The sequence below is a fragment of the Phenylobacterium sp. LjRoot219 genome, assembly GCF_964252995.1.
Lineage (GTDB): Bacteria > Pseudomonadota > Alphaproteobacteria > Caulobacterales > Caulobacteraceae > Phenylobacterium.
In genome coordinates, this window is record NZ_CAXUQI020000001.1 from 763,314 (window position 1) to 786,541 (window position 23,228).

Here is a 23,228-nt window from a genome sequence, read left to right on the forward strand (position 1 = left end):
CCCTCTATGGTCGGGGGACTATAGGCGCTCCAGCACGCGGAAGGTGAAGGGGTGTTCGTCCTGCTCGGAAGCCGGGTGGCTCTCGCGGCGGACCTCGCGCCAGCGGCTCTCGTCGATCGGCGCCAGGCTGACGTCGCCCTCCACCTCGGCCTCGACCTCGGTGAGATAGAGCCGCCCGGCCTTTTGCACCGCCAGGGCGAACAGCGAGGCGCCGCCGATCACGCAGACCTCCTGCTGGCCGTCCTCCTCGGCCTGTTCACGGGCGATCTGCACCGCCTCGGAGAAGTCCTCGCAGACCAGCGCGCCCTGGGGCTCGAACGAGCCGTCGCGCGACAGCACGATGTTGGTGCGCCCGACCAAGGGCTTCTTCGGCAGGCTCTCCCAGGTCTTGCGGCCCATGATCACCGGCTTGCCCATGGTCACCGCGCGGAAGATCGCCAGGTCGCTTTTCAGCCGCCAGGGCAGGCCGCCGTCCTCGCCGATGACGCCGTTGCGGGCCCGCGCAATCGGGCCGGCGGAGAGGATGATCCGGTGCATGCAGCTTCTTAGCACGCGGCGCGGCGGCGTCATGGCGGTTCCCGGCGGGCGTGAACTCGGACTAGAGTGCTCTCAATTGATCTGAGAGTTCTGGGAGGAACCATGTCCGAGCGCGTCTTGCAGCCGCCTTTCGAAAACAGCAGCGCCCTGATCTTCGGCGCCGCGCGCGGCATCGGCCGGGCGGTCGCCCAGGAGTTCGCCCGCCGCGGCGCGCGGGTCGCCATCGCCGACATCGACCTGGCCGGCGCCGAGGAGGCCTGCGGGCTGATCGCCGCGGCGGGCGGCGAGGCGGTCGCCATCGCCTGCGACGTCACCCGCGACGAGTCGGTCGCCGAGGCGGGCGCCCGGGCCGAGCGGGCGTTCGGCGAGCTCGACATCGTCATGAACAACGTCGGCGTGATCCTCAGCGGCAATCCCGAGGACATCCCGGTCGCCGAATGGCGGCGGATCGTCGAGCTGAACCTGTTCTCGGCGGTGCGCGGCTGCGAGCTGTTCATGCCGAAGATGATCGCCCGCGGCCGCGGTCACATCGTCAACACCGCCTCCTTCGCCGGCCTCTACCCCTACGCCGCCAACCGGCTGCCCTATGTCGCCTCGAAGGCGGCGGTGATCGCCATGACCGAGTCGCTGGCGCTCTACCTCGAGCCGAAGGGCGTGCGGGTCAGCTGCCTGGCCCCCGGCCCGGTGATGACCGGGGTGATGGACGGGATGAAGACCTGGTCGAAGGACGTGGCGATGCGCGGGCCCGGCCGGCACTACAAGCTGATGACGCCGGACCAGGTGGCGGTGGTGCTGGCCGACGGCATGCGCGACGGCCGCATCCTGATCCCCAGCGACGACACGGTGTTGGCGGACCTGCAACGCCACGCCGCCTCGCCGGACGCCTTCATCCGCGCCAAGATCCAGGCCTTCGCCGACGGCGACGAGGGCCGGCCGTCGATGTAGGCCCATAAGGATCGTCATCCCGGACGGCCTGAAAGGCCGATCCGGGACCCAGGAACCATGCGCGTCGCCCCTGGGTCCCGGCTCTGCGCTACGCTTCGGCCGGGATGACGGATTGGTTTGGGTTAGACCGCGATCGGCGCGGCGATCGCCGGGTGGGGCTTGTAGCCCTCCAGCTTGAAGTCCTCGTACTCGAAGCTGAACAGGTCGGGCCGGTCGGCGATGTGCATCACCGGCAGCGGCAGCGGCTCGCGGGTCAGCTGCAGCTGCGCCTGCTCGAGGTGGTTCAGGTAGAGGTGGGCGTCGCCGAAGGTGTGCACGAACTCGCCGGGCTCGAGGCCCACGACCTTGGCCACCATCATCGTCAGCAGCGCGTAGCTGGCGATGTTGAACGGCACGCCGAGGAAGACGTCGGCCGAGCGCTGGTAGAGCTGGCAGGAGAGCTTGCCGTCGGCGACGAAGAACTGGAACAGGCAGTGGCAGGGCGGCAGCGCCATGTCGTCGACGTCGGCCGGGTTCCAGGCGCTGACGATGTGCCGGCGGCTGTTGGGATTGGTCTTCAGGCTGTGCACGACGCCGGCGATCTGGTCGATCACCCGGCCGTCCGGCGCGGCCCAGGACCGCCACTGCTTGCCGTACACCGGACCCAGCTCGCCGTCCGCGTCGGCCCATTCGTCCCAGATGCTGACGCCGCGCTCCTGCAGCCAGCGGACGTTGGTGTCGCCGCGCAGGAACCACAGCAGCTCGAGGATAATCGACTTGCGGTGCAGCTTCTTGGTGGTCAGCAGCGGGAAGCCCTTGGCCAGGTCGAAGCGCATCTGCCGGCCGAACACGCCCAGCGTGCCGACGCCGGTGCGGTCCTCGCGGCGGACCCCGTTCTGCAGGATGTCAGCGAGCAGGCCGAGGTACTGCCGCTCCGGATGGTCGGCGGCGGCCTGGGCGTCGGGGGCGGGGACGGCGTTCATGGCGGCCAGATTACCCTTCGGCGGGCCGAGTCGTCTTCAAATGTCATCCCGGAAGCCGCGCCGCGGCACCCGGATCCAAGAACACGGCGTGGCGGCTTGGGCTCAAGCGGCGCCGCTGCGCCCCTATCTGGCGCGCCGTGTTCTTGGGTCCCGGTCTTCGCTTCGCGAAACCGGGATGACAGTCAGGGGGAGGGTGCCTCAGCCGGCGAACCCGCCGTCGTCGAGGAAGGCCTGCTCCTCGGCGGTGGTCTTGCGCCCGAGGCAGGGGTTGCGGTGCGGGAAACGGCCGAAGCGGACGACGATGTCGCGGTGCAGGACCGTCCACTTCAGTACGTGGCCGTCGCTGAGTTCGGTGGCCACCGCCAGGCCGAAGTCCTGGTCGGCGAGGTCTTCGGAATGCTCGAACGGCAAGACAAAGAACTGCCGCAACTCGGCGTCCACCGCCAGGTGGAAGCCCGCCTCGATGGCGGCGCGGGCGACGGCGCGGGCCTTGCCGTCGGTGGCGAAGGCGTGGCCGGAGCCGCGGTAGAGATTGCGCGGGAACTGGTCGAGCAGGATCAGCAGCGCCAGCGCGCCCTCGGCGGTCGCGGCCCAGGCGTCGTACTGGCCGCGGGCGGCGGCGTGGTGCACCGGCTCGAACTTCAGCCGGATCGCCGCGTCGAAGGCGTCGGACTTGGCGTACCATTTCTCAGGTCCGGCGGCCCGCCAGAAGCCGATGATGTCGTTGGGGATCGCGGTCACGCGCACTCCAGCTCCGCTTGTCGCTGCAAAATTGGCTTGGCCGCGGCCGCCATTCAAGCGGGGTTCAGCCAGACCGCACGATAACCCGGGCCAAGGGGACATCTGCGGCCCGCCTGGCCGTGCGGAACACACACAAGATGAACGTGAAGATTGTCAGTCTGACGGCCCTGCTGCTGGCCGGGGTCGCCACCAACGCGCTCGCCCAGGAGAACAGTCCGATCCTGCGCCGGATGCGCGAGACCCAGGCGCGCGAGCAGCAGCATTCGCCGCCGGCTGCGCCGCAGATGCGGCCGCCGCACGAGGGACGCCGCGACGATCAACGGGGCGACGATCGGCCCGACCGCAGCCGGCCGCACGAGGGCGAGCGCCGCGGCCCGGAGGACCGCCGTCAGGAGGGTGGCCGCCAGGACGACGGCCGCCGCGACGACGCCCGGCGCGACCCGGGTCGGCGCGAGGGCGGCGGCGATCATGCCCGCGGCCAGCGCGGTCCCGATCGCTCGGGCTGGGCGCAGCGCGACGGCGATCGCCGTCCCGAACCGCGGCCTGAGGCCCGGCCCGATCGCGGCGGCGACCCGCGCGGGCGCGACGATCATCGCGGCGACGACCGCCGGGGCGGGGATCACCGGCGCGATGACGGGCGCCGCGACTGGGACCAGGGGCGGAACCATGGCCGGCCCGACGGGCCGCGCTGGGAGCGGCATCGTTATCCGCCGGTCTACAGCAGCTCGTCGCGCTACCGCGGGCACGTGTGGCGGCCGCCGAGCGGCTACTACGTCCGCGCCTGGCGCTACAACGAGGTCCTGCCGCGGGGCTGGTACGGACCGGAATATCGGCTGATCGACTCCTGGCGCTACGACCTGCCGGAGCCGCCGTATGGCTACGACTGGGTGCGCGTCGGTCCCGACGTGCTGCTGGTCGACGGCTACAACGGCCGCATCGTCCAGGTGGTGCGCTCGGTCTTCTGGTGAAGGCCTAGTCGAGGAAGCCGCGGGCCCGGAGCTCGACGATCGAGTCCGCGGCCGACGTGTGGTGGACGAACACGCCGCCGTTCGCCTCCCAGAGGCTGCGGTACTTGTCGCGGTCGTCCACCAGCACGTCGCCGGGGTGCCGGTGCTCGTGCTTCAGCGCCGCCATGGTGGTGATCACCGGCACGCCGGGAAAGTACTTCGCCGTCCAGCGCCGCTTCTGCGGCTCGGCCCAGGCGCCGCGCGGCATGCCGGTCAGGATCACCGGCGTCTTGTGGCGCACCGCCTCGTACAGCGCGTAGGCGTCCGGCATCGGCGCGAGGTTGGCGAAGAAGCCGTCGGCCTGGGCCAGCCGGCGCCAGAACTCGCCCGACCCGTGGCGCGCCTCGAACAGGCTGGGCGGCAGCCCGAGGATCTGCTCGGCGCCGCGGTCGAAGTCGGCCAGCACCCCATCGCAGTCGAGGAAGATCTGCTTGCGCACGGGGACGCTAGAGCGCGGCTAGGACCGACACGCCGGGCAGAGGCCGCGAGCCTCGAGCGTCACCGCACGGACCGCGTAGCCGCGATGCTCGGCGGCGCTCAGCTGGGCGGCGAAGTCGGGTTCGAACTCCTCGGCCGCGCCGCAGCAGTCGCAGATCAGGAAGGCGGCGCTGTGCGGGGTGTCGCTCAGCCGGCAGGGCACATAGGCGTTCAGGCTCTCGATGCGGTGGGCGAATCCCAGGCGCTCGAGGAACTCCAGCGCGCGATAGACGGTCGGCGGCTTGGCCGGGACGCCCGCCTCGCCGAAGGCGGCGATCAGATCGTAGGCCTTCAACGGCGCGTCGCCCTGCAGCAGCAGCTCCAGCACCCGTCGGCGCGGCGTGGTCAGCCGCTCCTGATTGTCGAGGCAGCGCGCTTCGGCCGTCGCCAGCGCGCGTTGCAGCGCGGGGCCCTTCAGGCCGGGGTGCGCCCCGTCGGCGTGATCGCAAGCGTGGCTCATCGCCGGCCAGCTAACGCGCTTCCCGGCGCGGCGCCAACCGCCTCCGTCGTGAACATTTCACAGTCAGAGGGATATCTTTGTTCGGCGACGCAGCAAAAAGCGTGCAACAGCGTTGTGCGATGCGGTAAGGACCCCCGCAAAGCTGTACAGTTTTTTTGAGGGACACCGATGTCGTTCATCCAGATGCGCACCGTGCCGGGCCTGTTCATCGGCCGCCGCACCCTGATCTGCGCCGAGCCGCCGAAGGCCGGCGCCGAAGACACCGGCTACCGCTGCGGCGCCTGCAACAGCGTCATCCACGCCGCGATCGATCCGGCCGAGCTGAAGGACGTGGTCGTGAAGTGCGGCTGCGGCGAGGTCAACCAGCTCTAGGACGCCCCCTCAGTCAGCTTCGCTGACAGCTCCCCCGCAGGCAGGGGAGCAGCGGCGCCGCTCCTCCCCTGCGCAGCGGGGGAGGTGGATCGGCGCGAAGCGCCGAGACGGAGGGCGCGCTAGGCTTCGTCCAAAGAAAAAGCCCGCGGGTCTCCCCGCGGGCTTTCTTGTCTTTCAAGACCTTCCGGCGTCAGGCGCCTTCGGTCTCGCTGCTGCTCGGCGGGGCGTCGCCGCCTTCGAAGCTGCGCGGAGCGCGGCGGCGGCGCGGACGCTTGGCCGGAGCCTCCTCTTCGCCGCCTTCCGGACGGGGCGCGGCGGGCGCCTGCAGGAAGGCCGGCGCATGGCTTTCGCCGCCGTCGGCGGCGCGCAGGACTTGCTGCGCGGGACGCTCCTCGGCGACGGGGGCCGGCGCGGCGGCCTGGGCCTCGAGCGCCGGTTGCGGTTCGCGCTCCGGACGGTCCTCGCGGCGTTCGGCGCGCTCGCCACGGCGTTCCTCGCCGGCGCGTTCGCCGCCGCCGGTGCGTTCGCCGCGCGGGCGATCGTCGCGCGGACGATCGTCGCGCCAGCGGTCACGGCGGCCGGTCTGGCCAGCTTGGCCGCCTTGGCCGTCGCGGTCGCGGTTGCGGTCGTCGCGGTCACGGCCCTCGAAGCGGTCGCGCGGGCGGTCGTCCCGCGGACGGTCGTCGCGCGGCCGATCATCACGCTGGCGATCGTCGCGTTGGCGGTCGTCGCGGGGACGCTCGTCCCGCGGCCGGTCGTCGCGCTGCCGGTCATCGCGCTGGCGGTCGTCGCGCGGACGTTCGTCGCGGGCCTGCCAGCGGTTGTCGCGGCTTTCGCCCTCGGTTTCGCCAGCTTCGGAGGCGGCCTCGTCGGCGGCTTCGGACTGGGCCTGGGCGCCCTCGTCCTCGAAGTCGATGTCATAGCCGGAGGCGAACTGGTCGCGGCCGAGGATCTCGGACGCCGGCCGCTGCGGCTGCAGCGCCCGCAGCAGGCGGAAGTAGTGTTCGGCGTGCTGGAGGTAGTTCTCGGCCAACACCCGGTCGCCGGCCGACGTCGCGTCGCGCGCCAGCTGCTGGTACTTCTCGAACACGGTCTGGGCGTTGCCGCGCACCTTGACGCCGTCAGGACCGTTCGAATCGAAGGCCCGGTTCGCGTTCTGTTGCTGCGGCTTGCCGCCCCCACCGCCGCCGCCACGGCCGCGGCCGCGTTGACGCTTCATGCCCTTGAAATCTCTCATAAGACCGTTTGGCTCTTCCTTGAGCGGACCTCATTGAGGTCTCTGCGCTAGCCTTCAGCGTGTGCGGGCAGATCGCCCGCGGGAGTCTCGAAGACGCTAATTCCCCGTCTTCCGCCCGGAAGCTCGAAGCGAGAGGCTTTTTGTTAAGAAGCGTCGCGCCTGCCGGGTCGGGCTGAACGTCCGTCGTTGGACGTGTCTGCCTCAGTCCGGCGATTTGGGTGGAGACACTTCGAGGTGTAGCGAGTCAGGTCTTCTTTTCCAAGGGGTTTTTCGAGCCGGTGACAACACGGTCGCGGTCGCCGAGATCGCGGATGGTGGCGACGTTGAAGGCCCCAGCGTCACGGAACAGCGCCTCGACGGCGTCCTTCTGGTCGTAGCCGATCTCGACGGCGAAGCGGCCGTCGGGCTTCAGCACGCGCAGGATCTCCGGCGCCAGGACGCGGTAGGCGTCGAGCCCGTCGGGGCCGCCTTCCAGCGCAAGGCGCGGCTCGTGGTCGCGCACCTCCGGCTCGAGCTCGGCGATGACATGGCTGGCGATGTAGGGCGGGTTGGAGACCACCAGGTCGAAGCTCTCGTCGCCCAGCCCGTAGGTCCAGTCGCCGCGCAACAGGGCGGTGCGGCCGGCGAGGCCAAGATTGGCGGCGTTCTCCCGGGCCACGGCCAGCGCCTCCTCGGAGACGTCGACGCCTAGCCCCTTGGCGGCGGGCCGCTCGGCCAGGATCGACAGCAGGATCGCGCCGGAGCCGACGCCGAGGTCCAGCACCGACCAGGCGGCGGTCTCGGGGAAGTCGCGCAGCACGTATTCGACGACGGTCTCGGTGTCCGGCCGCGGGGTCAGCACGTCCGGCGTAACCTGCAGCATGATCTTCCAGAACCCCTTGCGGCCGAGGATGTGGCTGACCGGCTCGCGGCGGATGCGGCGGGCCAGGTAGTCCTCGAGCGTCGCCTCCTGTTCGGGCGTGAGCGCGCGGTAGGGATCGGAGACGATGTCCACCCGGGTGGCGCCGGCGGCGGCCTCCACCAGCAGGCGGGCGTCGATCACCGGCCCGGCGATGCCGGCGGCTTCCAGTTCGCGCCGGGCGCGGGTCCAGGCTTGCACGAGGTTCAAGGCCATGTCGTTCAGGCTCCCGGATCGCCGCGGCCAGGCCCCTCGACGACATCGCCCGGCGCCACGCGGCCGGGGGAAGTCACCTGCAGGTAGATGCCGCAATGCATGTGGCCATAGTTGTCGAACAGCGCGCGCGTCACCTCCAGATCGCGTTCGGCGGTCTGAAGGTTCACATGGGTCGCCGCGCAGCGGACGATCGGTTTCAGCATCGTCGCCTCGGCCGCGCCCAGGCGCACAGTCGCGCCGGTCCAGTCGTTCTCCACCCAGGCCGGCCAGCCGTCGACATAGAGGTTGGCGCGGAACCGCAGGGGATCGACCTCGACGCCGAGCCGGGCGGCGAGGTCGCGCACGCTGGCGAGATTGACCACCGAGACCTGGCCCTGCGGGTGGTCGGTGAAGCGGTGCTCAGCCGGCGCCTCGATCATCTTCAGCGGCCCCCGTGCCTCCTCGCCGAGCAGTTCGGCGACCCAGGCGGCGAAGGCCTCGCGGCCCTCGGCCCGGTCGACCCGGCCGGCGAAGGGGGCTAGGCCGGCGGCCGCGGCGTGCAGCACGCCGCTCGCCGCGTCATAGCGGGTGGTGGCGGCCGCGACCCGCGGCAGGCTCGCCAGCACGGTGAACTTCTGCTTCGGCACGAAGGCCGGGGCCGCGGGGTCGAAGCCGGACGGGCCGTTCTCCACCGCCCAGAGCCGGTCGAAGGGGAAGCCTTCGCCCGGCGCGAGCGTCACTTCGGCCAGCGGTTCGGGCGTGAACCCCTTCACCGGGTGCCGATAGAGGCCGGACAGCGTTCCCCTGCACATGCGGCAGGCGTCTAACCGCGGCGCGGCGTCCCGACAAGCGGAACGGAGACCACGGCCGGGCGGTTAGGCGAGCGTGACCATTTGAGGGGCGGCGGTGGACGCAAGCCAGGGCAGGGATGGGGATCGCGCGGCCGGGGCGCGTTTGGCGGGGTGGGCCGTGCGCGCCGCGCCCTGGGCCGGGATGGCCTTGCTGGCCGTGCTCTGGCTGCAGGCGCGGTCCGATTCCCCGCCCGAGCGGCTGGTGCCGCCGGAAACGCTGCCGGCGCTCTACGAGGCGGCCGAGCCCGCCCGTGGGCGGCTGGCCGCCTCGCCGGCGCAGATCCCGCCCGACGGCTGGAAGGACGTGCTGTGGCGCACCTGGCACGAATTCGGCCGCGACCGGGTGATGGCCATCTCCGCCGGCGTCACCTTCTACACCCTGCTGGCGATCTTCCCGGCGACCGCCGCCTTTGTCTCGCTGTACGGCCTGTTCTTCGACGTCGACCAGGTCAGCGCGCAGCTGTCGGACCTGGCGGCCTTCGTGCCGGCCAGCGCGCTGTCGCTGATCGAGGGACAGATGGTGCGGCTGGCGACCGCCCGGACCGACGCCCTGTCGCTGGCCTTCGTCGTCAGCCTGTTCCTGTCGGTGTGGGCGGCGAACGCCAGCATGAACGCGCTGTTTCTTGGCCTGAACGTCGTCTACGGCGAGCGGGAGAAACGCAACTTCTTCTACCGCCGGGTGGTGACCTACGGCTTCACCTTCGCCGGCCTGGTGTTCGCCACCGCGGCCACGGCGATCCTCGTGGCGGTCCCGATCGTGCTCAGGTTGCTCGAGCTGGGCGAGACGCTGTTGGTGCCGCTGCGCTGGCTGTTGCTGCTGCTGCTGACGGCCTGCGTGTTCGCCGTCGTCTACCGCTACGGGCCGTCGCGCCGGCCGGCCCGCTGGTCCTGGGTGATGCTCGGCGCGGGCGCCGCGGCGGTGGCCTGGATCGTCACCTCGCTGGGCTTCTCCTGGTGGGTGAACCACTTGGCCAATTTCGACGCCACCTACGGCCCGCTCGGGACGGTGATGGTGTTCATGATGTGGATCTGGGTCTCGATCGTGGTGGTGCTGCTGGGCGGGGAGCTGAACGCCGAGATGGAGCACCAGACCGCGCGCGACTCCACCACCGGTCCGGAGCGGCCGATCGGCTCGCGCGGTGCGCGGATGGCCGACGGCGTCGGTCCGTCCTCAGGCGGAGTGCGCAACCAGGCCCGGCTGGCCTGGGCGATCCTGGAGCGGCAGGCCGGCTGGCTGCGCCGCAACAGCCAGACGGTGCTGCCCTGGTGACGCGGCTGAGGGGGCGCCCTAGGCGAACTCGTCTTCCAGCGCTGCGAGCCGGGCGGCCTGGTCCTCGGCGATCAGCGGGTCGATGATGTCGTCGAGCGCTTCGCCTTCGAGCACCTTCGGCAGGTTGTAGACCGTCAGGTTGATGCGGTGGTCGGTCACCCGGCCTTGCGGGAAGTTGTAGGTGCGGATCCGCTCGGAGCGGTCGCCGGAGCCGACCTGGCTCTTGCGGGCGTCGGCGCGGGCGTTGTCCAGGGCCTCGCGCTGCTGATCGTACAGCTTCACCTTCAGCGCCTTCATGGCGCGCGCGCGGTTCTGGTGCTGCGACTTCTCGGAGCTGGTGACGACGATGCCGGTCGGCAGGTGGGTGATGCGGACGGCGGAGTCGGTCTTGTTGACGTGCTGGCCGCCGGCGCCCGACGAGCGATAGGTGTCGATGCGCAGATCCTGGTCGCGGATGTCGATTTCGACGTCTTCCGGTTCCGGCAGGATCGCCACGGTCGCGGCTGAGGTGTGGATGCGCCCCTGGGCCTCGGTGGCCGGCACGCGCTGCACGCGGTGCACGCCGCTCTCGAACTTCAGCCGGCCGAACACGCCGTCGCCGGTGATCGCCGCGACGATTTCCTTGTAGCCGCCCATCTCGCCCTCGGTGAGGGAATCGATCTCGACCCGCCAACCCTGGCTCTGGGCGTAGCGCTGGTACATGCGGAACAGGTCGCCGGCGAACAGGGCGGCCTCGTCGCCGCCGGTGCCGGCGCGGACTTCGAGGATCGCCGAGGCGTTCTCGTCGCGGTCCTTGGGCGCCAGCAGCAGGGCGACCCCGTGTTCCAGGGCCGGCAGCCGCGCCTTCAGCGCCTCCAGCTCGTCGCGCGCCATCTCGGCCATGTCGGGGTCGCCGGAGGTCAGCATGGCCTCCAGCTCCGGCAGCTCGGAGCGGGTGCGCTCCAGCGACAGCACGGCCTCGGCCACCGGCCGCAGTTCGGCGTGCTCCTTCGACAGCCGGACGATCTCGCCGCCGTCGCTGGCCGCGCCCATGCGCGCCTCGACCTCGCGGAAACGGTCGAGCACCTGGTCGAGCCTGGCCTGGGGAAGTCGCAAGGTCGGTCCTGTCAAAAACGGGCTGGCGCTTCCTCTACCGTCTGGCGCGGCGGATGCCAAACGCGGCGCGGCGCCGCCCCCGGGACGTGAAAACCACAGGCGCGCGCGGAAAAACCGCCGGCCGGAACGCAAAATGCCGTGAGCGGGTTACGGCGCGGCACATGAGGAGACGAGCACATGGCGACCGAAAGAGTAACGGAGCGCAACGACGGGACCACCCGGGAACGCATCGTCGAGCGCGACGAGGGGGGCACAACCTATGTGGACCGCGGCGGCTCCGGCGTCGGCAGTCTCATCCTCGGCCTGGCGGTGCTGGCGGTGGTGGCGATCGTCGCCTTCTTCCTGCTGAACCAGAGCCGCAACGACGACCTGCGCACCAGCGCGGTGACCGGCGCCGCCTCGAGCGTGGCCGACAGCGCGTCCGGCGCGGCCCGGAGCGTCGGCGACGCGGCGACCAATGTCGGCGACGCCGCCAGCCGCGCGGCGGACCAGGCGCCTGCGCCGGCGCCGGCGCAATAATCAGTCGTCATCCCGGCCGCAGCGAAGCGGAGAGCCGGGACCCAGAGGGCTGCAGTGCGACCGCCCCTGGGTCCCGGATCGCGCTGCGCGCGTCCGGGATGACGGAGTTTCCTAGATCCGGTGGCCGTTCAGCGGCGCGTTGCCGAAGGCGCCGAGCTTGACGGTGCCGGTCATCTTGTCGCCGTCGACCTTGGCTTCGAAGTCCAGCGTCAGCGGCATCGGCTTGGTGATTTCGGCCTGCCAGGTGAGGGTGTCGCCCGCGACCTTGCCGCTGATCTCCTGGGAGCCCATCGCGCTTTCGCTCTTGCCGGTGAAGCTGTCGCCCTGGGTGGTGATCGACGCGGTCACCTCCTGCGGGCCCATGGGCGTCGAGATGGTGATCTTCCAGTTGCCGTCAGCCGACATTGCGGTCTCCCGTTGTTGCGCGGGCAGCTAAGCCCGGATGTCGGAAGCCGGCAAGGGTGGCCTACTCGGCGGCGGCGCCCACTTCCGCCGCGAGCTCTTCGGCCGCCTTCGCCGCCTCGATCTCGGCGGCGCGCGTCTCGACGAGGCCGACGATGTGGTCGACCATCCGCTCGTTGTCCATCTTGTGGTCCGGCTTGCCGGCCACATAGACCATGCCCGCGCCCTTGCCGCCGCCGGTGAAGCCGAGGTCGGTCATCAGCGCCTCGCCGGGGCCGTTCACCACGCAGCCGATGATCGACAGGCTCATCGGCGTGGAGATGTGCGCCAGCCGCTGCTCCAGGGTCTCGACGGTGGCGATGACGTTGAAGCCCTGCCGCGCGCAGGACGGGCAGGCGATGATGTTCACCCCGCGGTGGCGCAGGCCGAGCGACTTCAGGATGTCGAAGCCGACCTTGATCTCCTCCACCGGATCGGCCGCCAGGCTGACGCGGATGGTGTCGCCGATCCCGGCCCACAGCAGGCTGCCGATGCCGATCGAGGACTTGACCGTGCCGGTGCGCAGCGCGCCGGCCTCGGTGACGCCCAGGTGCAGCGGGCAGTCGATGGCCTCGGCCAGCATCTGGTAGGCGGCGACGGTCATGAAGGCGTCGGACGCCTTCACGCTGATCTTGAACTCGTGGAAGTCGTGGTCCTGCAGGATGCGCGCGTGGTTCAGCGCGCTTTCGACCATCGCCTCGGGGCAGGGCTCGCCGTAGCGCTCGAGCAGTTCGCGCTCGAGCGAGCCGGCGTTGACGCCGATGCGCATCGAGCAGCCGTGGTCGCGGGCCGCCCGGATGACGTCGCGCACCCGGTCGGGCGAGCCGATGTTGCCCGGATTGATCCGCAGGCAGGCGGCGCCGGCTTCGGCCGCCTCGATCCCGCGCCGGTAGTGGAAGTGGATGTCGGCGACCAGCGGGACCTTCGCGGCTCGGGCGATGGTCTTGAACGCCGCCGTGGAGTCCTCGTCCGGGCAGGAGACGCGGACGATGTCGGCGCCGGCCTCCTCCAGCTGGCGGATCTGCACGATGGTCGCGGCCGCATCGGCGGTCACGGTGTTGGTCATCGACTGCACGGTGATCGGCGCGTCGCCGCCGACCTCGACGGAGCCCACGCGGATCTTGCGCGACGTGCGGCGCTGAATGGCGCGCCAGGGGCGCACGTGGGTGTGGTCTTGGACGGTCATGGCGGCGGCGAAAATAGGGGCTTTAGGGGTAAACCCCAAGCCTTCACCCGAAGTGGCGCGTTCAGCCGGCCGGTCGCGGCGTGGCGGAGGCCGGCGCAGGGGCCGGGGCCGGCGTCGCCGCGGCAGCGGCCGGTCGGGCGCCGGGGCGGTCGCGGCGCGGTGCACCGGGAGCGCGGCTGGCGTCGGCGCGGCGCCCGCGAGCCCGCTGACCGAGGCCTGGGCGGCGGGCAGCACGCCGCGCGAGCGGCCGCCGACGAAGACCTGGAAGGCGTTCGGGTCGCTGACGTCGAGGGTCAGGCCGCTGGTCTGCGGCGCGCGGAACGCCTCGCCGCCGGCGAGCTGCCGGGCGAAGTAGAGTGAACCGTCGGCCCCGCGCACCATCAGCGACGAGGACTTCAGCGCCTGGATGGTCACGGCGGAGGGCTCGTTCGCCGCCGCGCCGTAGACCTTGCCCTTGGGCACGAAGGTCGGCGGCAGATGCGTCGGCGGCGGCGCCAGCAGCAGCTGGTCGATGGTCTTCGGCTGGCCCTGCAGGGTGATGACGCCGGTCTCGGTGACCACCGCCTCGGCCAGGCCGGGGGTTTCGTAGATCGGCGGGGTGGTCGACTCCACCGGCGTCGGCAGCGGCATCCCCAAGACGATCGGGCCGGCCTTGGCGTTGGCCAGCGCCCGGGCGGCGACGACCTCCGAGGCGGTCGGCGGCGGCGGGCCTTCCTCCATCATCGCCCGGCGGGCGATGTTCCACATGAAGACCGCCGCGATGACCACGCAGGCGCCGACGATCATGGTGTTGAGCCGCGGATCGCGCTCGTCCTCGACGCCGAGCGGGGCGCGCAGCGGCTCGTCCAGCACCGGCTCGTCGGCCCGGAAGCGTTCGACCGCCGTCTCGGGATCGAGCCCGAGCGCCTGGGCGTAGGCGCGGATGTAGCCGATGGTGAAGGGCCGCGAGGGCAGCAGCTCGAGGCGCATCTCCTCGAGCGCGGACAGGTAGGTGAGCTTGACCCGGGTGGCGTCGGCCAGGTCGTTCAGGCTGCGGCCCTGGTGCTCGCGCACCGCGCGCAGCGCCTGGCCGAGGTCGGCGCCGCTCTGCAGTGTCGGGGCGGCCCGCGCCGAACCGCTGTCGTCACCCGACAGGTCCAGATCGCTTGCCCCGCCATTGTCGAGCGGCATGGCCGTCAGACCCCTGCTTTCGCCGCGTCGATCGGGCTCGCGAAGACGCGCAACCCGAGGAGTTTGGACGTGATTGGATTAAGTCTTGGGTAACACGCGTAACGGTGGTGCTCAATGCGGTGTTCAGTCACGCGCACAGGCTTTCCTACACCGCCAGGTAGATCTTGCGCGCGAGGGTCTCGATTTCGTTGCGCACCGAGCCGGCGCTGCCCTTGAGCAGGGCCGAGACGCCGCGGCGGGCGGCTTCCCGGTCGCAGGACAGCACCATCTGTTTCACCGGGCCGACGCCGGCGGGCGGCATCGACAGGCGCTCGAAGCCGAGGGCGACCAGCGCGAAGGCCTCCAGCGGGCGGCCGGCCATCTCGCCGCAGACGCTGACCGGGGTACCGGTCTCGGCGCAGGCCCGTTGGATCTGCTCCAGCGAGCGCAGCGCCGGCGGCGACAGCGGATCGTAGCGATCCGACACCCGCGGGTTCCCGCGGTCGGCGGCGAACATGTACTGCATCAGGTCGTTGGTCCCGACCGAGACGAAGTCGGTCATCGGCAGCAGCGCGTCCAGGTGCCAGATCAGCGACGGCGCCTCGATCATCGCGCCGACGTCGAGCCGCGACGGCGCCGCGCGGCCGCGGCGCAGCGCCCAGGCCACCTCGGTGTCGACCAGGGCGCGCGCGGCGCGGAACTCGTCGACGCTGGCGACCAGCGGGAACATGATCCGCAGCGGCCGCCCGCGCGAGGCGGCGATCAACGCGCGCAGTTGCAGGCGCAGCAGCGCCGGGCGGTCCAGGCCCATGCGGATCGCCCGCCAGCCCAGCGCCGGGTTCTCCTCGCGCTCGGCCTCGAGATAGGGCAGCACCTTGTCGCCGCCGAGATCGAGGGTGCGGAAGGTGACCGGCTGGTCGCCGGCGGCGTCCATCACCCGCTCGTAGAGCGCCGCCTGGGCGTTGAACCGCGGCATCTCCTCGGCGACCATGAACTGGAACTCGGTGCGGAACAGGCCGATGCCTTCCGCCCCGGTTTCGGCCAGGATGTCGAGGTCGACATCGAGGCCGGCGTTCATCAGCAGGGTGATCTTCGCCCCGTCGCGGGTGAAGGCCGGAGTGTCGCGCAGCTTGGCGAACTCGGCGCGCCGCTGCCGGCGCACGTCGATCCGCGCCTGGATGGCTTTGACGACGTCGGGACGCGGGCGCAGGTAGGCCTCGCCGGTCTCGGCGTCGACGATCACCATGTCGCCTTCGGACACCCGGTCGCGCAGGCCGGAGAGGCGGCCGACGCAGGGAATGTCGAGCGCCCGGGCGACGATTGCCGCGTGGCTGGCCGCCGAGCCTTCTTCCAGCAACAGGCCGCGCAGCTTCTTGCGATCGTACTCCAGCAGATCCGCCGGCCCGAGGTTGCGGGCGATCAGGATCGCGTTCTCCGGCAGCTCGCGGGCGACGTGGGCGTCGCCGGACAGATGCCGCAGCAGCCGGTCGTTGAGGTCCTCGAGGTCGTGCAGCCGTTCGCGCAGATAGGGATCGCGCGCCTGGCCGAGCCGGGCGCGATGCTCCGAGCGGACCCGCTCGACCGCGGCCTCGGCGGTCAGGCCGTTCTTCACCGCGTCTTCGAGACTGCGGTTCCAGCCGCGGTCGTGGGCGAACATGCGGTAGGTCTCGAGCACCTCGTAGGAGGCCTCGACCAGGCCGTGCTGGCCCTCCAGCATGGTGTCGATCTGCGCCTGCAGGGCGGTGATCGCGGTCTTCAGCCGTATTTCCTCGGCGGCCACGTCCTCGGCCAGCAGCTGGGAGGGGGTGACCGGGGCCTCGTGCAGCACCACCACGCCATAGGCCAGGCCGTCGCCGAACTTCGAGCCCTTCAGCCGCTCCGGCCGCCGCGGGGCGATCTCGACGCCCTTCAGCTCCTCCTGGCCGATCAGCTCGCCGCCGGCCACCATCTCGGCCAGCACCATGGCGACGATCTGCAGATCCTCGACTTCGTCCTCGGTGTAGACCCGCTCGGTGCGGTTCTGCACGACCAGCACGCCGATCGCCCGGCCGCCGCGCAGCAGCGGCACGCCGAGGAAGGCGTGGAACGGGTCTTCGCCGGTTTCCGGCCGGTAGGAGAAGGTCGGGTGTTCAGGGGCGTTGGCGAGGTTCAGCGGCCGGCCGAAGCGCATGATCTCGCCGACCAGGCCTTCGCCCGGCTTCATCCGCGTCAGGTGGACGGCGCCCGGGTCCAGGCCTTCGGTGGCGAACAGCTCCATCTCGCCGCCGGAGCGGCGCATGTAGAGCGAGCAGACCTCGGCGACCATCGAGCGGGCGATAGTCCGCACGACCAGGTCCAGGCGCACCTGGGCCGGGCCGCCGCCGGCTAGAGCCTCACGGATCTGCTTGAGCAGGCTCCGTTGTCCCCGGATCGCAATCCCCGTGGCCGGCATCCGCTGTTCAGAATCCTTCCCGTCCCACTGCAGGTCTCTAGCAGCTTTTATCGCGTCCTACGGAGACGGAAAGGGGGCGAGCGGAGCGATTGGCGTGACTTTGGGCGTAAGGCGCAGTCAGCGGGGCTGGCCGAGCGTCCGCTGGAAGAAGTCCACCACCTCGTGGTTGAAGTCGGCGTGGAAGGCTGCGCGGTCGAAGCCCGGCGCGCTTGCGCAAATTTCCGGCGCCCGCTGGGCGAGCGCTGCGGAACAAGGCGCCAGGAAGTCGAAATGCCCGGCGTCCGGGACCGTGTGGAAGTCAGGCGCTTGCGGCAGCGCCTGGCGGACCGCTTCGGCGTAGTCGGGGGCGGGCAGGATCTGGTCGTTCCCGGCCCGCCACAGCTGCACCGGCTGGCGGACCGCGGCCAGACCCCCGTCGCGGAAGGTGAAGCCCAGCGCCGGGGCGGCGACTACCAGGGCCTTGATCCGCCTGTCGTGCGGCCACGTCACCCCGGCCGGCGCGGCGGCCCCGGTGCGGGTGATCAGGCGGCAGTCGAAGTAGTCGGGGTGCGTCTGGCAGTGCGGCCGGGTCAGCGCCAGATCGGGCGCGCCGCCGGCCGCCGCCAGGACGGTGAAGCCGCCGGCGGAGAAGCCGAAGGCGCCGACGCGGTCCGGGTCGAGCGTCGCGCGTCCGGGCCACGCCGTGAGCAGGTAGTCGACGACGCTCAGGAACTGCCCGGGCCGCTCCCAGATCCGGCCCTGGCGGCTCAGGTCGCGCCAGTTGTCGCCCGGATGGGTCAGGGCGGCGGCGACGAAGCCGGCCTCGGCCAGCGCCTTGGCGGTGTCGGCGTGGTTTTCGAGGCCGCCGCCGGTGCCGTGCGAGATGACGACGAGCGGCCGGCGGGTGCGCGGCGGCGGCGCGGCGGGGTCGGCCTGCGGCGACCAGATCCCGACCTCGATCGGCGCGCCCTGCGGGTCGGGGACCGTCAGGCGCTGGAAGCTGACGCCGGCCCGGGCGAGCGTGGCGCTGAGCAGCAGGGCGGCGAGGGCGAGCAGGGGGGTGCGGTGGAGCATCTGCGTTGTCCGATTTGGTTGAGACGCTCATCTCGCGGCGGCCGTCGCGGGTCCGCCAGCGCCGCTTCGCGAACCGGCGAACGGGTTCGCAGGACGGCGAACAGCGATATACAGGGGGCATGTCCGAGGGGATGTCGCGCGCACCGTGGGGGAGCTGGGCCGTAGGAGTCGCCGTGGCGACGGCTATCGGCGGCTTTCTCGGGCTGCTCGGACCGTTCGGCAGCTTTCTCAACGGCCCGTTCTGGCAGGTCGTCGCCTACTGGGTGGCGCTGGCCTGGCTGGGGTTTGCGGTGTTCGGCGGCGGCGCCGCGCTGATCCTTCGGCGGCTGGGTTCGCGCCCGCTCGCCTGGGTCGCGATCGCCCTCTATGTGGCGGTGCTGTCGGTCCCCTTCGGCGTGGTCAGCTGGACCTTGGCGACGAGCCTTTGGCCGAGGCTCCGGCACGTGCCCGGACTCACGCCGCTGGTCTGGTACCTCGAGGGCCTGACGATCACGGCGCCCCAGGTGGCGCTGTTCGTCGTCATGCGCACCCGGCGGCGCAAGCCGTCGGGCGGGCCGCCGTCGCCGGCGCCGGGCCTGCTCGGCGTCGCGCCCGGCGAGGTGCTCTGCCTGCAGATGGAGGACCACTATGTGCGGGTCCACACCGCGCGCGGCTCCAGCTTGGTGCTCGCGACCTTCGCGCAAGGCGTGGCCGCGCTGGGCGGCGCGCCGGGCCTGCGGGTGCATCGCTCCTGGTGGGTGGCCGAGAAGGCGGTGGCCGGGGTCGTCGCCGACGGCCGCAACCTGCGCCTGGTGCTGACCAACGGCCTGAGCGCGCCGGTGGCCCGCTCGTCCGTCGCGGCGGTGCGTCAGGCCGGCTGGCTGGAGCGCGGGCCGGCCGCGTCGGCCTCCGACTCTGTGATCGCCTGACGCTCGCCGAAACGGAGCGGTTCCGGTAGGGCTCGCCCCCATGGCCGAAGTCAGTGTGAACGCGAGGGGCTGGGGCGACCTGCTGGCCGAGGGCCGCCTGCCGAAGTTCGCCCTGATCTGCCTCGGCGTCTGGCTGAACGCCGCCGACGCGTTGGTCACCGCCACCATCATGCCTAGCGTCGGCGTCGACCTCGGCGGCTACGCCTATTTCAGCTGGTCGATCGCCGGCTTCCTGGTCGGCGCGATCCTGGCCGGCGCGAGCGCCGGGCGGGTGTCGGAGATCTTCGGCCTGCGGGTGGCCACGGTGCTGTCCGGCCTGCTGACCGCGGTCGGCTGCGTGATGAGCGCGCTCGCGCCGGAGATCTTCACCTTCCTGGCCGGTCGCCTGCTGCAGGGGCTCGGGACCGGCTGGATCAGCGGCTTTTCGATGGTCGCCATCGCGCTGCTGTTTCCCGAACGCCACCTGGCGCGGGTGTTCGCCACCGTCTCCGGCGTCTGGGGCGTGGCGACGCTGCTCGGACCGCTGGTCGGCGGGCTTTACGCGGCGGGCGACGACTGGCGCGGGGTGTTCTGGCTGTTCACGGTGCAGGCCGTGGCCTTCAGCATCGCGGCGGGCTGGCTGCTGCGCGGAACCCAGTCGCGCCGTGAGGGCGCGGGCGTGCCCTGGCTGCAACTCGGGGTGCTGGCGATCGGCGTCGGCGCCATCGCGGTGGCCGACCTCGCGCCGCGCCCGTCGCTCTCGCTGGCGCTGATCGCCGGCGGCTTCCTGGTGCTGGTCCTGGTGCTGCAACTCGACGCGCGCTCGCGCATCCGCCTGCTGCCGCGGGAGGCGGCGCAACTCGGCACCGTGGTCGGCTCCGGCTACGCCAGCATGTTCCTGCTCACCGCCGCCTCGATGGGCTTCGCCATCTACGGCCCGCCGATCCTGCAGACCTTGCGCGGCTATTCCCCGCTGTTGGCCGGCTATGTGATCGGCGTGGAGTCGCTGGCCTGGACCGCTGCAGCCTTCCTGGTCACCGGCCGGCTCGAAAAGTTCGACGCTGCCTGGGTGCGGGCCGGCGCGCTCTGTCTGGTCGCCAGCGTGCTGATCCTTCCCTGGGCGATGGCCGACCAGCCGCTTTTCTGGGTGCTGGTCGGCGCGACGCTGCTGGGCGTGGCGTTCGGTCTGTCGTGGAGCTTCATGTCGCAGCGGGTCATGGCCGCGCTGTCGGCTGAGGACCGGGCGATCGGCACCTCGGCGATCATGGCCGTGCGCCAGACCGGGGCCGCGGCCGGCGCGGCGCTGTCCGGGGCGGCGGCCAATCTGGTCGGGTTTTCGGACGGGCTGACCGCCGAGACCGCGCGGGCGGCCTCGGTCTCGGTGTTCGTGATCGCCATCCCGCTGGCGCTCGCAGGGACCTGGGCGGCGTTCCGGATGACGCGGACGGTTCGCTGAATTCCAGCCGCTCGTCCCCGCGAAAGCGGGGATCCAGGCTTTTTCTGTTCGGGCTCAGCGGGCGATGGCGGGCGACGACAAACACCTGGGTCCCCGCTTTCGCGGGGATGACCGGAGTTTAGGTAGGCCGCCGCCGTGGCCTTACAGCTGGTCGAGGCCGTAGGCGGCGTGCAGGGCGCGCACCGCCAGTTCGGTGTAGGCGGCGTCGATCAGCACGCTGATCTTGATCTCCGAGGTGGAGATCACCTGGATGTTGACGCCCTTGTCGGCCAGCGCGCTGAACATCGACTTGGCGACGCCCGCGTGGCTGCGCATGCCGACGCCGATCACCGAGACCTTGGCGACGTCCTCATTGACCGCCACGTCCTCGAAGCCGATCTCGGCCTGGGCGGCGCGGACGATCTCCACGGCGCGCTGGGCGTCGCGCTTGCCGACGGTGAACTCCATGTTCGCGTGGCCTTCGGCGCGCGCGTGGCTCTGGACGATCATGTCGACGTTGACGTTGGCGTCGGCCAGGCGGCCGAAGATCACCGACGAGACGCCGGGGTGGTCGGGCAGGCCGAAGAGACTGATCTTCGCTTCGTCGCGGCTGTAGGCGACCCCGCTCACGATGCGCTTTTCCACGATCTCCTCCTCGTCGCACACGATGGTGCCCTGGCCCGGCGCTTCGCCCGGCTCAACGAAACTCGACAGAACCCGCACCGGCACCCCTTGGGCCATGGCGAGCTCGACACTACGGGTCTGCAGCACCTTGGCGCCCAGCGAAGCCATCTCCAGCATCTCCTCGTAGGAGACCTTGGCGAGCTTCCGGGCCTTGGCTTCGATGCGCGGGTCGGTGGTGTAGACGCCGTCGACGTCGGTGTAGATGTCGCAGCGGACCGCCTTCAGCGCCGCGGCGATCGCCACCGCGCTGGTGTCGGAGCCGCCGCGGCCGAGCGTGGCGATGCGGCCGTCGCGGGTCACGCCCTGGAAGCCGGCGATCACCGCCACTTCCCCGGCGTCCATCGCCGCGGCCAGCTTTTCCGGCGGAATGTCGTCGATGCGCGAGCGGCCGTGGGCGTCGTCGGCGATGATCGGCACCTGCCAGCCCATCCACGACCGGGCCGGCACGCCCATGTTGCGCAGCGTCATGGCCAGCAGGCCGGCGGTTACTTGCTCGCCGGAGGCCACCACCACGTCGTATTCGTCGTCGCTCGGGCGCAGGCCCTTGGACGCGGCGCCGGCGCCGTCGGTCCAGGCGACCAGCTCATTGGTCTTGCCGGACATCGCCGAGACCACCACGGCCACCTTGTGGCCCGCTTCCACCTCGGCGTTGACCAGGCGCGCGACCCGGCGGATGCGCTCCAGGTCGGCCACGGACGTGCCGCCGAATTTCATCACCAGCCGGGACATGGGCGTCGAAGGGCTCTCTCTTCTCGCAAAAGGCGGAGCCTTCTAGCGGGGCGCGGATCACGGAGCAACCGGCCTGCGCACTTCGCCTGCGCGTCGGGGCGCGTTAATGGAGATGGCATGACCAGTCCCGCCGCCCCGCCGAAGTCCAGCATCGATCCCGCCGAGGTCGAACGCTTCTCGCGGATCGCCGCGGAATGGTGGGATCCGAACGGCAAATTCGCCCCGCTGCACCGCTTCAATCCGGTGCGGCTGGGCTTCATCCGCGAGACCGCGCTGGCCCATTTCGGCCGCGACGGGGCGCCGCGCCAGCCGTTCGAGGGCCTGCGGCTGCTCGACATCGGGTGCGGCGGCGGCCTGCTGTCCGAGCCGATGCGGCGGCTGGGCTTTTCGGTGACCGGCGTCGACGCCTCGGAGCGCAACATCGGCACCGCCGCGGCGCACGCCGCCGAGCAGGGCCTGGTGATCGACTACCGCGCCTCGACCGCCGAGCAGCTGCTGGCCGCCGGCGAGCCGGGGTTCGACGTGGTGCTGAACATGGAGGTGATCGAGCACGTCGCCGATCCGGGCGCCTTCCTGCGCGACACCGCGCGGCTGCTGGCGCCTGGCGGGGTGATGATCGTCGCCACCCTCAACCGCACGCTGAAGGCGCTGGCGCTGGCCAAGTTCGGCGCGGAGTACGTGCTGCGCTGGGTGCCGGCCGGCACTCACGACTGGAAGAAGTTCCTCAAGCCCGAGGAACTGCGCGGCTTCGTCGCCGGCGAGCCGCTGGAGATGACCGGGCCGTTCGGCGTCGCCTACGACCCGCTCACCGGCCGCTGGTCGCGCTCCAGCGACGTCGACGTCAACTACATGATGGTCGTGACCAAGCCTGCGGCCTAGGCCGCGGCGGGGTCCTTGTTGCGGGTAAAGCGCAGTGAGATCCCCAGCGCCAGCAGGGTCGCGCCGAACAGCAGGGCGTAGGCGCCCAGCCACCAGGTCAGCACCAGCAGGCCGGGGGCCGGGAACAGCAGCAGCAGCACGCCCCAGGCGATCGAGGCGAAGCCGCCGAGGATCTGCCAGATCCGGCCGCGGTCGGCCCGCAGCTTGAAGCCCGAGCTCAGCATCAGCACGCCGGAGACCACGGCCCAGGCCGCGGCCAGGATGATGAAGGCGAACAGCGCGGCCTTCGGCATCAGCAGCGCGATCGCGCCGGTCGCCAGGTCGGCCAGACCTTCCAGCACCAGCAAACCCCAGCGCTCCTGCCGGGTGGCGGCGCGCACCGCCGCGACGATGGTCAGCACGCCGTCGGCCAGCATGTAGGCGGCGAACACCAGCACCAGCGAGGCCAGGGTCACGCCCGGCATGAACAGGGCGACCACGCCGAACGCCAGCGCCACCAGGCCGCGCAGCGCCACGGCCCACCAGTTGCGCGCCAGCGAGGCGGTCATCGCATTGCGTTTGTCTTCCAGGAACTCAACGCCGGCGGCCGCATGGGTCATGCGCCTGCTCCTTGCACGGCAGTTTCCGATAACGCTGGTTTTTACAGGCCGGGGCAAGGGCGCACAAGCAAGGCCGCCGCCGCCGCAACGTGGCGGCCGGGCCACGGCGGCGGATCAACCCGCGCAATACCGCGAACCAAGGCGGAAAAGGCGCGTTAGCCGTCAGAGGCTAGAGTGTTCACATTGGGG

23 protein-coding genes and 1 pseudogene are annotated in these 23,228 nt (G+C 71.3%); 8 read left to right on the forward strand and 16 right to left on the reverse strand.

All coding sequences use genetic code 11. From position 1 onward, the window contains the following. Window positions 1-18 precede the first annotated feature (18 nt). A complete protein-coding gene (locus tag ACSQ14_RS03785) occupies window positions 19-537 on the reverse strand; it encodes a dihydrofolate reductase (protein WP_436009881.1) in 519 nt (172 codons plus the stop codon). A gap of 102 nt (window positions 538-639) precedes the next feature. On the opposite strand from ACSQ14_RS03785, the gene ACSQ14_RS03790 reads away from it, so the two are divergent. Then, window positions 640-1,482, forward strand: a complete 843-nt coding sequence (locus tag ACSQ14_RS03790) for an SDR family oxidoreductase (protein WP_436009883.1) — start codon at window positions 640-642, stop codon at window positions 1,480-1,482. A 122-nt stretch (window positions 1,483-1,604) separates the two neighbouring features. Here ACSQ14_RS03790 and ACSQ14_RS03795 read toward each other — a convergent pair whose 3' ends face one another. Beyond that, window positions 1,605-2,444, reverse strand: coding sequence for a thymidylate synthase (locus ACSQ14_RS03795; protein ID WP_436009885.1), 840 nt, complete (start codon window positions 2,442-2,444; stop codon window positions 1,605-1,607). Between the two features lie 198 nt (window positions 2,445-2,642). Next, window positions 2,643-3,185 carry a DUF924 family protein gene (locus ACSQ14_RS03800; RefSeq protein WP_436009887.1) on the reverse strand — a complete coding sequence of 181 codons (543 nt, stop codon included), beginning with the start codon at window positions 3,183-3,185 and terminating at the stop codon, window positions 2,643-2,645. Window positions 3,186-3,322: 137 nt separating this feature from the next. Here ACSQ14_RS03800 and ACSQ14_RS03805 point away from each other — a divergent pair, with 137 nt between their 5' ends. Continuing rightward, window positions 3,323-4,153 carry an RcnB family protein gene (locus tag ACSQ14_RS03805; RefSeq protein ID WP_436009889.1) on the forward strand — a complete coding sequence of 277 codons (831 nt, stop codon included), beginning with the start codon at window positions 3,323-3,325 and terminating at the stop codon, window positions 4,151-4,153. A 4-nt stretch (window positions 4,154-4,157) separates the two neighbouring features. Here ACSQ14_RS03805 and ACSQ14_RS03810 read toward each other — a convergent pair whose 3' ends face one another. Both ACSQ14_RS03810 and ACSQ14_RS03815 read right to left on the reverse strand, forming a co-directional pair. Beyond that, window positions 4,158-4,631 carry a 5' nucleotidase, NT5C type gene (locus tag ACSQ14_RS03810; RefSeq protein WP_436009891.1) on the reverse strand — a complete coding sequence of 158 codons (474 nt, stop codon included), beginning with the start codon at window positions 4,629-4,631 and terminating at the stop codon, window positions 4,158-4,160. An 18-nt stretch (window positions 4,632-4,649) separates the two neighbouring features. Next, window positions 4,650-5,129, reverse strand: coding sequence for a Fur family transcriptional regulator (locus ACSQ14_RS03815; protein WP_436009893.1), 480 nt, complete (start codon window positions 5,127-5,129; stop codon window positions 4,650-4,652). Window positions 5,130-5,297: 168 nt separating this feature from the next. Here ACSQ14_RS03815 and ACSQ14_RS03820 point away from each other — a divergent pair, with 168 nt between their 5' ends. Next, the gene (locus ACSQ14_RS03820; protein ID WP_436009895.1) at window positions 5,298-5,501 is read left to right on the forward strand and encodes a hypothetical protein; all 204 of its coding nucleotides are present in this window, start codon (window positions 5,298-5,300) and stop codon (window positions 5,499-5,501) included. Between the two features lie 190 nt (window positions 5,502-5,691). Here ACSQ14_RS03820 and ACSQ14_RS03825 read toward each other — a convergent pair whose 3' ends face one another. The 3 genes from ACSQ14_RS03825 to ACSQ14_RS03835 form a co-directional block, all read right to left on the reverse strand. Next, window positions 5,692-6,720, reverse strand: coding sequence for a DUF4167 domain-containing protein (locus ACSQ14_RS03825; RefSeq protein ID WP_436009897.1), 1,029 nt, complete (start codon window positions 6,718-6,720; stop codon window positions 5,692-5,694). 262 nt (window positions 6,721-6,982) lie between these two features. Further along, window positions 6,983-7,852: a peptide chain release factor N(5)-glutamine methyltransferase gene (gene prmC, locus ACSQ14_RS03830; protein ID WP_436009899.1), complete on the reverse strand. Its 870-nt coding sequence runs from the start codon at window positions 7,850-7,852 to the stop codon at window positions 6,983-6,985. 5 nt (window positions 7,853-7,857) lie between these two features. Then, window positions 7,858-8,643 (reverse strand): MOSC domain-containing protein, encoded by a 786-nt coding sequence (locus ACSQ14_RS03835; RefSeq protein ID WP_436009901.1) that lies wholly within the window; start codon window positions 8,641-8,643, stop codon window positions 7,858-7,860. Window positions 8,644-8,800: 157 nt separating this feature from the next. Between ACSQ14_RS03835 and ACSQ14_RS03840 the strand changes: the two genes are divergently transcribed. Beyond that, on the forward strand, window positions 8,801-9,952 hold the full coding sequence (locus ACSQ14_RS03840; RefSeq protein WP_436009903.1) for a YihY/virulence factor BrkB family protein: 1,152 nt from the start codon (window positions 8,801-8,803) through the stop codon (window positions 9,950-9,952). A gap of 18 nt (window positions 9,953-9,970) precedes the next feature. Here ACSQ14_RS03840 and prfA read toward each other — a convergent pair whose 3' ends face one another. Then, complete coding sequence (prfA, locus tag ACSQ14_RS03845) at window positions 9,971-11,047, reverse strand: peptide chain release factor 1 (protein WP_436009905.1); 1,077 nt, start codon at window positions 11,045-11,047, stop codon at window positions 9,971-9,973. Between the two features lie 177 nt (window positions 11,048-11,224). Here prfA and ACSQ14_RS03850 point away from each other — a divergent pair, with 177 nt between their 5' ends. Then, window positions 11,225-11,566 (forward strand): hypothetical protein, encoded by a 342-nt coding sequence (locus ACSQ14_RS03850; RefSeq protein WP_436009907.1) that lies wholly within the window; start codon window positions 11,225-11,227, stop codon window positions 11,564-11,566. 111 nt (window positions 11,567-11,677) lie between these two features. On the opposite strand, the gene ACSQ14_RS03855 is transcribed toward ACSQ14_RS03850, so the two are convergent. From ACSQ14_RS03855 to ACSQ14_RS03875, 5 genes and pseudogenes are all read right to left on the reverse strand, one after another. Beyond that, window positions 11,678-11,971, reverse strand: a complete 294-nt coding sequence (locus ACSQ14_RS03855) for a hypothetical protein (protein ID WP_436009909.1) — start codon at window positions 11,969-11,971, stop codon at window positions 11,678-11,680. Between the two features lie 61 nt (window positions 11,972-12,032). Beyond that, the gene (ispG, locus tag ACSQ14_RS03860) at window positions 12,033-13,193 is read right to left on the reverse strand and encodes a flavodoxin-dependent (E)-4-hydroxy-3-methylbut-2-enyl-diphosphate synthase (protein WP_436015347.1); all 1,161 of its coding nucleotides are present in this window, start codon (window positions 13,191-13,193) and stop codon (window positions 12,033-12,035) included. Between the two features lie 894 nt (window positions 13,194-14,087). Next, window positions 14,088-14,363, reverse strand: a pseudogene (locus ACSQ14_RS03865) (helix-turn-helix domain-containing protein); the annotation flags it as partial. A gap of 145 nt (window positions 14,364-14,508) precedes the next feature. Further along, window positions 14,509-16,773 carry a phosphoenolpyruvate--protein phosphotransferase gene (ptsP, locus tag ACSQ14_RS03870; RefSeq protein ID WP_436009911.1) on the reverse strand — a complete coding sequence of 755 codons (2,265 nt, stop codon included), beginning with the start codon at window positions 16,771-16,773 and terminating at the stop codon, window positions 14,509-14,511. Window positions 16,774-16,890: 117 nt separating this feature from the next. Beyond that, the gene (locus ACSQ14_RS03875) at window positions 16,891-17,826 is read right to left on the reverse strand and encodes an alpha/beta hydrolase family protein (protein WP_436009913.1); all 936 of its coding nucleotides are present in this window, start codon (window positions 17,824-17,826) and stop codon (window positions 16,891-16,893) included. Between the two features lie 173 nt (window positions 17,827-17,999). Here ACSQ14_RS03875 and ACSQ14_RS03880 point away from each other — a divergent pair, with 173 nt between their 5' ends. Both ACSQ14_RS03880 and ACSQ14_RS03885 read left to right on the forward strand, forming a co-directional pair. Continuing rightward, window positions 18,000-18,734: a LytTR family DNA-binding domain-containing protein gene (locus ACSQ14_RS03880; protein ID WP_436009915.1), complete on the forward strand. Its 735-nt coding sequence runs from the start codon at window positions 18,000-18,002 to the stop codon at window positions 18,732-18,734. 40 nt (window positions 18,735-18,774) lie between these two features. After that, window positions 18,775-20,169 (forward strand): MFS transporter, encoded by a 1,395-nt coding sequence (locus ACSQ14_RS03885; protein ID WP_436009917.1) that lies wholly within the window; start codon window positions 18,775-18,777, stop codon window positions 20,167-20,169. A gap of 141 nt (window positions 20,170-20,310) precedes the next feature. On the opposite strand, the gene ACSQ14_RS03890 is transcribed toward ACSQ14_RS03885, so the two are convergent. Further along, window positions 20,311-21,561 (reverse strand): aspartate kinase, encoded by a 1,251-nt coding sequence (locus ACSQ14_RS03890; protein ID WP_436009919.1) that lies wholly within the window; start codon window positions 21,559-21,561, stop codon window positions 20,311-20,313. Window positions 21,562-21,678: 117 nt separating this feature from the next. Here ACSQ14_RS03890 and ubiG point away from each other — a divergent pair, with 117 nt between their 5' ends. Continuing rightward, window positions 21,679-22,440 carry a bifunctional 2-polyprenyl-6-hydroxyphenol methylase/3-demethylubiquinol 3-O-methyltransferase UbiG gene (gene ubiG / locus ACSQ14_RS03895; protein WP_436009921.1) on the forward strand — a complete coding sequence of 254 codons (762 nt, stop codon included), beginning with the start codon at window positions 21,679-21,681 and terminating at the stop codon, window positions 22,438-22,440. Here the strand turns inward: ubiG and ACSQ14_RS03900 are convergent. After that, window positions 22,437-23,039, reverse strand: a complete 603-nt coding sequence (locus tag ACSQ14_RS03900; protein ID WP_436009923.1) for an HdeD family acid-resistance protein — start codon at window positions 23,037-23,039, stop codon at window positions 22,437-22,439. The genes ubiG and ACSQ14_RS03900 overlap by 4 nt on opposite strands. Window positions 23,040-23,228 lie beyond the last annotated feature (189 nt).